The sequence below is a fragment of the Alteromonas sp. AWJ4_197 genome, assembly GCF_056160285.1.
Genome location: NZ_JBSWWW010000005.1, coordinates 1 through 11,783, shown reverse-complemented (window position 1 = coordinate 11,783; position 11,783 = coordinate 1). Strand labels below are relative to the sequence as shown.

Here is an 11,783-nt window from a genome sequence, read left to right as displayed (position 1 = left end):
GTGCGCAGTTCTGCAGCAAACACTGGCTCTCCACACAAGCTTCTTAAAGTTAGAATGGCCCTATAGCTCAGTTGGTTAGAGCACACGACTCATAATCGTTAGGTCCCTGGTTCGAGTCCAGGTGGGGCCACCATTTCCTCCCCCCAAACCCTTTATTTACAAGGGCTTGAGAGAATTCAAGGGTACTTCGTTCCACTTCTGTTCCACCTTCGATACTAACGATTAAGCTCATTATTGCAATATATCTTTCTCGATATTTGAAATTTTGAACTCATCTACTACAACAACAGTTATCGTTTATGCTTAGCGTTCAAGTGACTTTCTTACTAAGCAACTTTGTCATTAAGTCGTTTTTGAGCCAGCTCTGCTGCCACTTTCGTATTTTTAGCTTGCGCTTCTCTATAGTGTTTAAGAGCTTGCCCGCTGGTATGACCAAGCAACTTAGATAAAATCGGGTCAGATAGATCATCGATTCGTGTTAATAGTGTCTCTCGAAAGTCGTGCAGCCGATACTTGAAAGTATCGAGTTCAGTATCAAAGAATCCCAGTGCGATACGCATTTTTGACCATTCGTTTTCAAAGTTTGCGCGAGGAACCGATGAGTTGAAGGGGGACGGAAACAGGCAGTCTGAACAGATTCCAGACTCTTTTTGCCAGACCCGATGTGCCTTTATCTTTAAACAAGCCTCTTCTGAAAGGTAAAGCGTAACCTTATTTCCACCTTTCGCGAATGTTTGTAACTTACAATTTTTAAAATCAATCTGATTATATTTCAGTGTGACTGTTTGCTGAGTTCGAAAGTGCCCAGTCATTTCAAGTTGCATAAAAAGTGAAAATTCTCGATACATTCGTTCTGATGAAAAGTTTTCTTGAATCAGATAATCACTCATCAACATTAAGTCGTCATCACTGACAGCAACGTGGCGAGCTTCAGAAATTCGTCGAACTCGCTTATGGAAATAAAAAAACTTCCCAGTTTTGAACAAATTCTGCTCGTGACAGAAGTTAAATGCTGCTGTCAAACGCGTTAATATCTTGTCGTGAGTCCCAGACTGCTCTTCATACGCTTGCATGTAGCTAGAGAAGCGGGCTGGCGTGAGACCACAAAGCTTCTCGTTAAGAATACATATACCCTCCACTCGTTTGTTTGGAAGGGTAACGTCGTGAGTACGTGATAAATGAAGCCGCTCCAGACTCCCAAATAATTTTTCTTCACTAGAATCCTCGCCGTGATTTATCTTCACGTTAAATTCAATGTGTGTTCTGATAAGATCTGCTACGGTTGTCACTTCTAAAGAATGTAGTCGGTATTCTTCAGTGCTTGGCCGACGTTCTAGTTTTTTTTGAACCCTTAAGTAACGTGAAACAAAGCCTTTTACGTTTGCTGTTGTGAAAGTATCTTTTGTCAGCTCGCCCAACTTACAGCGTTGATTCTTTGAAGAGTGCACTGTGATTGAGATTAAATTCTTCGCAGTTTCGAACTTGACGCCTTTGACTTCATTAATTTTCAAAGAGAACTTTCGTTTTGAGTCATTAACGAGTAAATCGAACAACGTTGCTGATATTTTATCAATAGTTATATTTGAGAGTGAAAATTGAGAGCCTTTTTCTCGATACTCATCAAGTCGATGTTTCATCAGAGATTTTGGAAGCATTTTCCCTTGCCTCCTTATGTTTCTTAAAGCTTCGCAGGCAGAGACCCCATGTCTGCCTGCCCAAGCTGCTGCAATTTTCTCGTTTAAAATACTTAAGTCACGAAGTCTTTTTAGTCTTATTTTATCTATCGCTTCAATGTCGAAATGAGCAGATTCATTCTGCTGTAAGTTACAATCACGCATACCAAGTCCCGAACTGAACGCCGAACCCGCCGCAAAAGAAAAAGTTGTGATTTTCAGCTCAGAACGAGCTGATTCTGAAGAAATAGGAAGTGTTAGATTACTCAATTTTTACTACTCAGCTACTAATCTAACACCCCATTTTAATTACATTTTTTGAAAAAAGAATAGTAAAACCAGCAGTACGCCAGTGAAGCCAAATATATACATGTATATTTTAGAAATTCTCTGACGAAAAAGTTTACTTAGGGTTCTGACTGTGATGTTCAGCGAGACCAATTTCGACTCTTTCGTCGTTATTTACACCTAGATGCTATGGTTCAGTCTATGCTTTCTGGCTATTCAACATATCAAAAATCACCCTGGCAAACGCTGCGGTTTTCATTGGGTCTGAAAGGAGTTGCATCATTTGCTCCTGATGCGCTTCTCCGCTGCTCAGGATGGCGTCGTCGATGGCTTTGGGAAAATCACCCAGCATTGCTTGTTCAGGTGTGTTATTGGCTATCTGCGTCATTACAGCGCTATTTTCACTAAGCTTGTCACGCACCGTGTAGGCGTAGTTCACCATGTCTTTGTCGGTAAGGTTATCTGTGATAAATACTTCGTTCAGCCGTTCAAGTATTTGAGACAGGAACTCTTCTTTCTTGTCCTTGGCTTTTGCTGTTCCAACATCACTATTTGGTTCCAGCTTGTAATCAGCGCTGTCTTCCTGAAGCTTAATATCCTGCTGTCGAATTTTAGACAGACGATAATGGCTCATAACCACATTGGCTAAATCGATATCATCTTCATCAATAACTTTTTCCCGTAGCAATGGGCGTAAGTGTCTTGCGTATAAGCTCAGCTTTTCAAGTTCTTTATCATCATAATCGACAATTTGAGACATGAACTCATAGAAACGGGTAAAGCTTCCCAAGTCTTTTTTGAATATCTCAAGTCTGTCTTTTTCTTGCTTGCAATCTTTAAAGCTGTTTTCAGCGTTAGCTATTAATACAGCGTCGCCTGTTTTCTTGGTACGCTCGAACATTTCTTTAGCTTGTATATAGGCTTCTACGGCTGAGCTGTAGCGTTTCTGCCATCTATCTACCGCTGGCTTACAGATATTACTAATAGCGGCATTGGATTTGTTTTTGGTAAAGAAAGCATCACAGAATTGCTCTACTTCGTTCCAGAGGAAAATGCCGCTAGTACGAAGCTTCTCAAATAACTCAAACACGATATCAGGATTGGTAACATCTGTGAGTTCCGCAGTTTGATAATAGGGCTGGAATGCATCGAGGATATCTTGGGGATCGTTGAAGAAGTCCAGCACAAATGTGCCACTTTCCGCTTTACCAGGGTAAGTGCGGTTTAGTCGTGATAGCGTTTGTACACACTCCACCCCACCGAGCTTTTTATCCACGTACATCGCGCATAGCTTCGGCTGGTCAAATCCGGTCTGGAACTTGTTTGCAACCAGCATCAACTGATAACTATCCGTATCAAAAGCCTTTCGCATATCCTGCTTCAAATCAGGGTTCATGCTCTTTTCAGTGAACTTCTGATCTAGTAACGCAACAGCATCAGGGTCATTAGGGTTAAACTCGACTTCGCCAGAAAAGGCAACCAATGCCCGTATCGATTGATACCCTTTCTCAGTAACATACTTATCAAAAGCCAGTTTATATCTCACCGCTTCCTTACGTGAGCTGGTTACAACCATAGCTTTCGCCTGACCGCCCAATAACCCCATTATATTGTCTTTGAAGTGCTCTACAATCACCTTCACTTTCTGTGAGATGTTGTACTCATGCAGGCGCACCCATTGACTTAGCTTGACCTTCGCTTTCTTACTATCAACCTCTTTGTCGGCCGCCTCAATCTTCTGTGCTAATTGATACGCCACCTGATAATTGGTGTAGTTCTTCAATACATCCAGAATAAAGCCTTCCTCTATAGCCTGGCGCATGGAATACACATGAAAAGCTTCCGGTTTATTCTGCTTTGAAGCGGGCATATCTGGATTAGGTAAGCGCCCGAATAGTTCCAGCGTTTTGGCTTTCGGTGTCGCAGTGAACGCATAGTAATTTAAATTAGCGCTACCTCTTCGGGCAGCGATAGTTGCGTCCAGAATATCTTCAGATGTTAGCTCCGTATCATCATCCACTTCGTCTGTCATCAATACTTCTTTTAACTGACGCGCCGTAGAGCCACTTTGTGAGGAATGAGCTTCATCGGCTATCACTGCGTAACTACGTTCTTTCAGCGAAGTTGAATTCTCAATAGCGCGTAAGACGAACGGGAATGTTTGAATGGTAACAATGATGATTGGTTGAGATGTTTCCAGAGCTTGTGCCAGCTTTTCAGATTTGGAGCCATCGCCTTCTTTATTATTGATGCGCCCTACCACACCATCAGCGTGTTCAAACTGATAAATGGTATCCTGTAGCTGATCATCTAATACCGTGCGATCTGTTACTACAATAACGGAGTGAAACTGCTTATTACCATTTGCATCATACAATGTAGATAACTGGTGTGCTGTCCACGCGATGGAATTAGATTTACCAGAGCCTGCACTGTGCTGAATCAGGTACTTATTACCTGTACCTTCTTCAACCGCTGCATTAATCAGTTTCGTGACAACGTTCCACTGGTGATAGCGAGGAAATATCAGCGTTTCCTTTTTGCTCTTGCGCCCTTCCCAGTCTTCTTTCTCTTCAATCTGAAGATGAATAAACCGACCAATAATATTAAGCAGATTATCGGGCGTTAACACTTCATTCCATAGATAATCAGTGGCATAGCGGTCTGCATCTTCTGGGATCTCATTACCTGCACCGCCCTCGCTTGTCCCTTTGTTGAAGGGTAAGAAAAATGTCTCGTCGCCAGCGAGTTTAGTCGCCATATACACTTCGTACTGACTAACAGCAAAATGCACCAGTGCACCACGTTTAAAGGCAAGCAGTGGTTCAATTTTCTTGGAAGCTGGATCTTTGGGTAAACGGGTTCGCTTGTATTGCTTAATCGCATTTTCAACAGCTTGTTTAAATTCAGACTTAAGTTCAAGTGTTGATACTGGTAACCCATTCACAAACAAAACGAGATCGATTCGCCATTTTTTAGACGCCTTTCCCGTTGCAGCAAGATGCTCTGCCGTTGCATAAGGGCTATACACCAACTCAGGCACAACACGACAGATGTTCTTCTGATAGCGAATAAGCGTATCAGGGTTTAAATCATGTTCTGGTTTGAACTGGCATAAAGAAAAACGCGCATTACGAATTTTTAACCCATGACGCAGAACACCCAAAGTGCCATAGGTTCGGGAAGCCTGATCTGTCGCGTTGATATCCGCTTTCTTTAGCTGAGTGACCAACGCATCTAGGAAATGGCGCTCTGAATCAATAGAAAATACCTTACAGAACTTCTCCCATTCTTTTGGCTGGGTTTCTTTTATAAAGGCCAGAACATCTTGTTGATACAGAGCAGATTCACAATTGTAGTTTTCAGGCTGACCTAGCTGCCAACCGTTAGCCAACATTTGACCAATAATATCGTCCTGGAAAATCCGTTCCTGCGTTGCATCCGTGCTCATGCTGTTACCTCAATTTCCTCTGTACTCTTATTATCTGTTGGTTGCCAGTTTCGGACATCAATTTTGCCTGTGACTGCCGCTGAGATTAAGGCTGCTCGTCGCTCATATAAAAGCGCCATCATCTGATTTTTTTTGCTTTCAAGTGCGCTTAATTTACTTACTTGTTCGTCCAAAAACTTTGCAATAGAGAGTTGCTCTTCATAATCAGGCAAGATTAATCGATGATTTCCAATGGCTTGCTGTGAAATTCCAAGAAAAGTAGCACCTGTACCATTATTTCTAATAAAACCTTGAAAGTGCTCAGTTTGCATTAAGTAAAACATAAATTTGGTGTGAAAAGTCTTAACACCGTCTCTTTGCAAAGGTCTAAAGAGTAGCAAATGACTATTGAGGCAGGCTTTTCCTGGCAAGTCATCGACATAAGCAAGTTTCCCCATTGCTGCACCATCTTTCATTAGCAAGATGTCACCACTTTCAAGCTGGATATTTGAATCCAACTCATATCTTTCTTCAGAAACTCTAGGGCACATATCCCAGCTTATCTCATGGTTGTTAAAATGAGCACTACTTACCACATGAGGGCCGTCATCTTTATACTCATCGGCTTTTAAACCTTGCCAACCTAATCGTCCTTTCAATGAAGATAGGTACTTAATCGGAGTTGCTGAACTCCAATGTTCTGGCACTTCACCCAACCATTCCACACCTGAATCTTTCATCGGTGCGTCAGGATTTAAACCCTTGGTTACGGCATGGCTGATAACCGCTTGGCGTTTCTCTTTTAGGAGTTTGATAAGCTGTTGCTGCTTTTCTATTAGGGTGTCGATTTTGCGGGTTTCACGGTCAAGGAAATTAGCAATTTGGGTTTGTTCCTCTATAGGCGGTGAAGCCATAACAACACTTCCCAATTTTTCTTTCGTCAAATGCGCAATACTTATACGATTAACTATTGAATCAAAGTAACCGTATTTTCCACAGGCGATAAATTGATACAAATAAAAGGTGGGCAAACCGTGTTTTAAACGAACTCTGTTTACAGAGTTTTGAATGTAACATTCCTCAAGTTCAGATTTCCAAATACTGGTTCTACCAACTTCACCGCCTTCACTCACAAGTAAATCTTTATCTTTGAGGGCAAGAGATTTAAGCTCATTTTCATCAAACCACATCTCTTTGACATCAGAGACGTCAACTGACTGCCATTGCAGATTCTTTGCCCTTAAATATGGTTTTTTAAACATTCCTCCCTTGTCATTAGGTGTTAGCATTTTGCCAAGAGTTATATCTGAAATTAATTTAATTGGTGATAGCAACCAATGCTCAGGCACTTGCCCTAACCATTCAATTCCTGAATATTTATAGTCTGGATAAGGCATATATTTACTCATAGTCGTAATTTTTGACATTATGAATGCACCTCTTGCAAAAGCTGCAAAATTTCAGCGCTCACTGCATCCAAATCTTTATCTATCTCAACTAAATCACGAGGCGGCTGGTAAACGTAAAAATGCCGATTAAACGGAATTTCATAGCCAACAATTCCAATCTCACCGTCTTTCTCGTCACGCTTATCAGCATTAATCCAGGCGTCTGAAACATGAGGCGCTACTTCTTTTAGGAAATACGATTCGATTAAATCAGACGTTGTTACGCTTGGGTCTAGCGGCACATTTTCGTTATCTCGCAGGTCGCCGTCCTGTTTGAATGACACCACTTTATCTTTCCACTTGCTGACAGACCCTTCGTATTCATACGCACCATAGAGCGGATTTTCGTCACTTTTCAGGGCTTTATCAACGACACATTCTGCATCTGGGTTTTTGGTCGTTACGGCATCGAGAAACTGTTTTTTTTCTTTTGCATCAAATTTGATGTTTAGCGCTTTCAGGGCTTTGCTGTAATCGATTTCGAATTGGTTAAAGTCATCTGAACGCTTGTCTTTACCACCTGCAATGTCAGCTAGTTTGGTCTGAAGTTTTTGCACCTCTTCCATTAACGCTTTTTGGGATAACCACAATTTGCTACTCAGCACGTCTTTAATTTGCGCTTCCTTCAGTTCACTGAATTCTGCTTTTATCAGTGCTCGAACCTCTACCTGAACCAGGCTTAAGTCACCATAATTCTCTTCGTTCCATGATGAACCAAATTCGCTGTAAATTCGCTCCATTACAATGTTGAAAGGCTTAGGTGCAAAACGCAGGGATTCGATAGCTTCATCGGTGATTTGAGAAGATAAACGTAATGGTCTTTCAATCGTTATACGACGATACCCAAACTCATAGGTATTGAATATTTTGCTGGCAAACGTCTTTGGCGCTTCTTGTTTCGCATTGGCGGACTGACGTCCACGATTTGATTTTTGTTCTGATGGTTTGTCTATTTCACGAGCGTCAATGACTTCAAAATCACCAAATGCACGAGTGATTGTTTTAATGTCGTCGTCACTCATCTGGTTGCGTTTTGAACCGAGAGATTTACGCATTTTTCCGTAGAGGTTTGAGCCATCGATAAGCTGCACCTTGCCTTTACGTTCGTCTTTCTTCTTGTTCGTTAGCACCCAGACGTAAGTAGCAATACCCGTGTTGTAAAACATGTCCGTCGGCAATGAAACGATAGCTTCCAGCAAGTCAGCTTCTAAAATGTAACGTCGAATTTCACTTTCACCGCTTCCCGCACCACCCGTAAACAGCGGTGAACCGTTCAGAATGATGCCAATACGCCCGCCGTTGCTGACAACACCATCAACAGGCTGTGTATCTCGCATTTTACTGATGAGATGCATGAGAAAGAGCAAGGAACCGTCTGATACACGGGGCAGACCTGCCCCAAAGCGACCATCAAAGCCTTTTAGGGTGTGCTCGTCTTTAATATCACTTTCAATTTTCTTCCAATCCACGCCAAACGGTGGATTAGAAAGCATGTAGTCAAATTGGTCGGCAGGTAGTTGGTCGTTCGACAGCGTATTACCTAGTTTGATACGGCTTACGTCTTGCCCTTTTATCAGCATGTCGGCTTTACAGATAGCGTATGACTCTGGGTTAAGTTCCTGACCAAATGCTCGCATGACTGCATTGGGGTTCAGCTCATGCACGTATTCCATCCCTGAAGACAGGAAACCGCCCGTACCAGCCGTTGGATCGTATATAGTTCTGATAATGCCTTCTTTGGTTAACGCATCATCATCTTCCATGAATACCAAAGAGGTAGTTAAGCGAACAATATCGCGAGGGGTAAAGTGCTCCCCTGCCGTTTCATTAGAACTCTCAGCGAAGCGTCGGATTAATTCTTCAAACACCAACCCCATATCATGGTTTGATATGTGTTTGGGGCTTAAGTCTGTAGTAGCGAATTTCTTAACGACTTTGTAAAGCAGGTTGGCATCGTCAAGCAGACCTACAAATTCGTCGAATTTGAAATGTTCAAATATTTCACGGGCATCAGATGAAAAGCTTTGGATATATGTACCCAGGTTAGCCTTGATATCACTTTGCCCCATCTTGCCGAGATCCATCGGCGAGGTATTGAAGAACGACAAACCATTGGGGTTATTAGTGCTTTGAGTTGCCCTTAAAAGCATTTTTTCCTGCGCTTCTTCGGGCAAGTTCATTGCCTTTACCCGTTCAGCCTCTTTTACTACTGAGTCCTTTGACTCTTCCAGAACACATTCAAGGCGACGTAACAAAGTAAATGGAAGGATAACGCGCCCGTACTGGGATTGTTTGAAATCACCGCGAAGCAGGTCGGCAACAGACCAAATGAAGGCAGCGGTTTGAGAAAAGTTGTTGTTCGTTATCATTGTTATTTTCCGAAGTGACCCCGTTTACGGCATTACTTATTAATTAAGCTTGTATTGATGCAGTCTTTAGCAGTGGGAAATTTAAGAAGGACGCATACTTTGCAAACAAAAGATTGATTATTAAATATGCTATTTGAAGACAATCCCATATCAGAGAAAACTGAAATCAAATGGTTTTTTTTATGTCCTTATATCACCCATTTCGACTATAAAACCTCAAGCACTTTAGGCGTCTGGCGACAACGAAAGTGCTTTTAAAACCTAGCATTTTTATTAACATTTGTCAGTAGATTAATGATAAATGGAGCTAGTTATGGGCTTGTTTAATTTACTGTTTGGTTCGGGATATGCGAGTTCGTCGACGGTAGAGCCATCCGTTAATATTGATGGGTCTCCAATGGTTGGGAGCACAGTTATTAACGGAAATCCTTACGGTGTTACGGAAAGCACTGACACTGAAAATAGCAGCTATAATTTTGATAACAATAGCTATGAATCCAGCACTTTCGATAGTTTTGACATCGATTCAAGCGGCTTCAGCGATTGGTAACAAAGCATAATTTGAATTCTTTTCTTATTTTTTAATTTTGTATTCTTCCTGCACCGACGCTTGAGGTGAGTCATCAGGTTTGTGCACAGAAATATTTTAGCCTGCTCTGATTTTAAATGGAAAAAACACCAAGGAAAGCCGAGATGCACGTGCTAGCCACATTTAGCTTCAGCGTGAACGTGACGCTTACAATAGGAATAAAAGATGAATACAACATAATAACCGCAGCGTAAGCTTAGTTAATACCAGGACAACTACTTGGTATTTAACATGAGTTCACAAAAAATTGAGTTTCATAAAACTTACACCCGAATGAGCCGTTCTCCCTGGAAAGAAAGCGATCTCAGTCGTGTGGCAATGCTGTTTGATCCTGACTCGAAAGGTGGAATTTACCTCCATCTTGGTGATAAGGGTATAAACGGAATGTCTGTCAGTAAATCATTACATCACATGCTCCCAGAAAAACTTCAGCAACAATATATCGATGCTGAGCTAGTGGAAGTGGTGATGTATGTGTTTCATGCTGAGATAGAGAACTATTGCAGAGAAAGTGTTGAAGAACATGCCTTTCGTCGTATATTTCTGCTCTCACAAGATGCATTTTTTTCTGACAGTTCACTATACCGTTGGCAAGAGGCGTTCGATAACTTTATGGAACTATGCTGCAATTGACATCTCCACATTTTGTCAAATTTCCACACAGGGAGCCTTCACGGCTCCTTTTTTCCTGCACTGGGGCTATTTATCAATGAACTGGATAAAACCTGCCGACGTTGCAGTTGGCGTCCCAGCAACTCATTGCTGGCCTACTAACTGGCGGGTACTGCAAATCTCGCCGCCACTTTAGTTTCTTTTCACAGTACGTGAATAGTAACTTTCCCAGTTATAGCTGGACTTAATGCTAAGTTTAAAGACTAACGACAAAAAAAGCCCCTGCTGAAAATAGCAGGGGCATTTTTTACTTTATAGACAAGAATTATTAAAGGATCAATGGAGCCAGAATTTGTGATAGAGCATATCGATATACTCTCGTGAATATACAAGTTTTAAATGAGTATTAAACCAATCAGCATCCAAACAGTTTTCCGGCTTGTCGAAAAGTTTCCGATGCACCCTTTCAGCATCTTTTAAGTGTTTTCGCTTATGAGAAAAATAGAGAACGCGATTGAACCGATTTTCTTCTTCAATCATGCGTCGCGTTGCTATCAGACAGTCTTTTCTATGAGGTATTGTTTTTGCTGAAGCCTCAACTTCAATGCCCACAAGTTCAGCTGTTTCAGTTTCAAAAACAATGGCGTCACAACGCCTGGTCTTCTTCTGATGCTCCTTCGCTTGCTCGGATTCTGTAACGTAAAACTGATATCGCCCTTCCGCGCAGCCTTTTGCAACTATTGCCTGGCACATTAGATCGTGGGTAATTGTTTTGAAATTAAGTGTAGAAGGCTTCACGGGGTATTTGAGGGTTTCACCATGATAACTCTGTAAAAGTCTCAAACCTTCAGGCTTAAGCAGAAAAAGCCTTTTATCTCTGCAACTGAAAGTGGCAACTTCGGTAACCATTCCATCATTGATATACCTGCGAACCATTCTGTTTATAGTTGAACGATCCAAGCGCCAAAGCTCTTCCAGCACAGCTGTGCTCGTGAATCCCCAACGCCAAATCCAATCTAGTAAGCTAAGTAATTTTGCTTGATGCCTATCTTTGGTTGAGGTCGATTGGATGTACCTATTAAGAATTCCTCTTTCAAATCTCGCTACGCTCATGATCATCTCTCCTTATTGATAACATTAAGTAGAGAAGTGAAAAGCGAAATCCCCTTATTTATTCAAAGGAGATGGATTACCAGCAGGTAATGCCAGCAAGGTAAGCTAGCATCACCTTTTGTACAAGCTACTTCGTATAGTGCTTTGGAATTGCTTGCTGAATCGCCACTAATTTCCTAGACGCCTCTCAGTTAGATAAACTAACTGAAAAGAGAGGTGCTTATGAGCGGTAAACGCTACCCTGAAGAATTTAAAATTGAA

Annotated in this window: 7 protein-coding genes and 1 tRNA gene; 3 read left to right on the top strand and 5 right to left on the bottom strand. The window is 41.7% G+C overall.

The window, feature by feature from the left end:
- Positions 1-56: 56 nt before the first annotated feature.
- Positions 57-133: transfer RNA gene (locus ACXAGC_RS11690), tRNA-Ile, on the top strand.
- 193 nt (positions 134-326) lie between these two features.
- On the opposite strand, the gene ACXAGC_RS11685 is transcribed toward ACXAGC_RS11690, so the two are convergent.
- The 4 genes from ACXAGC_RS11685 to ACXAGC_RS11670 form a co-directional block, all read right to left on the bottom strand.
- Complete coding sequence (locus ACXAGC_RS11685) at positions 327-1,943, bottom strand: tyrosine-type recombinase/integrase (protein WP_474844554.1); 1,617 nt, start codon at positions 1,941-1,943, stop codon at positions 327-329.
- 217 nt (positions 1,944-2,160) lie between these two features.
- The gene (locus tag ACXAGC_RS11680) at positions 2,161-5,412 is read right to left on the bottom strand and encodes a type I restriction endonuclease subunit R (RefSeq protein ID WP_474844552.1); all 3,252 of its coding nucleotides are present in this window, start codon (positions 5,410-5,412) and stop codon (positions 2,161-2,163) included.
- Positions 5,409-6,818, bottom strand: a complete 1,410-nt coding sequence (locus ACXAGC_RS11675) for a restriction endonuclease subunit S (RefSeq protein ID WP_474844550.1) — start codon at positions 6,816-6,818, stop codon at positions 5,409-5,411. Before ACXAGC_RS11675 ends, ACXAGC_RS11680 begins: the two co-directional genes overlap by 4 nt.
- Entirely contained in the window at positions 6,818-9,208 is a 2,391-nt protein-coding gene (locus ACXAGC_RS11670; protein ID WP_474844549.1) for a type I restriction-modification system subunit M, read from the bottom strand. Before ACXAGC_RS11670 ends, ACXAGC_RS11675 begins: the two co-directional genes overlap by 1 nt.
- 313 nt (positions 9,209-9,521) lie before the next feature.
- On the opposite strand from ACXAGC_RS11670, the gene ACXAGC_RS11665 reads away from it, so the two are divergent.
- Both ACXAGC_RS11665 and ACXAGC_RS11660 read left to right on the top strand, forming a co-directional pair.
- Positions 9,522-9,758 (top strand): hypothetical protein, encoded by a 237-nt coding sequence (locus ACXAGC_RS11665; RefSeq protein ID WP_474844547.1) that lies wholly within the window; start codon positions 9,522-9,524, stop codon positions 9,756-9,758.
- Positions 9,759-10,028: 270 nt separating this feature from the next.
- Entirely contained in the window at positions 10,029-10,430 is a 402-nt protein-coding gene (locus ACXAGC_RS11660) for a hypothetical protein (RefSeq protein WP_474844546.1), read from the top strand.
- 315 nt (positions 10,431-10,745) lie between these two features.
- Here ACXAGC_RS11660 and ACXAGC_RS11655 read toward each other — a convergent pair whose 3' ends face one another.
- Entirely contained in the window at positions 10,746-11,522 is a 777-nt protein-coding gene (locus tag ACXAGC_RS11655) for a hypothetical protein (RefSeq protein ID WP_474844545.1), read from the bottom strand.
- Between the last annotated feature and the right edge of the window lie 261 nt (positions 11,523-11,783).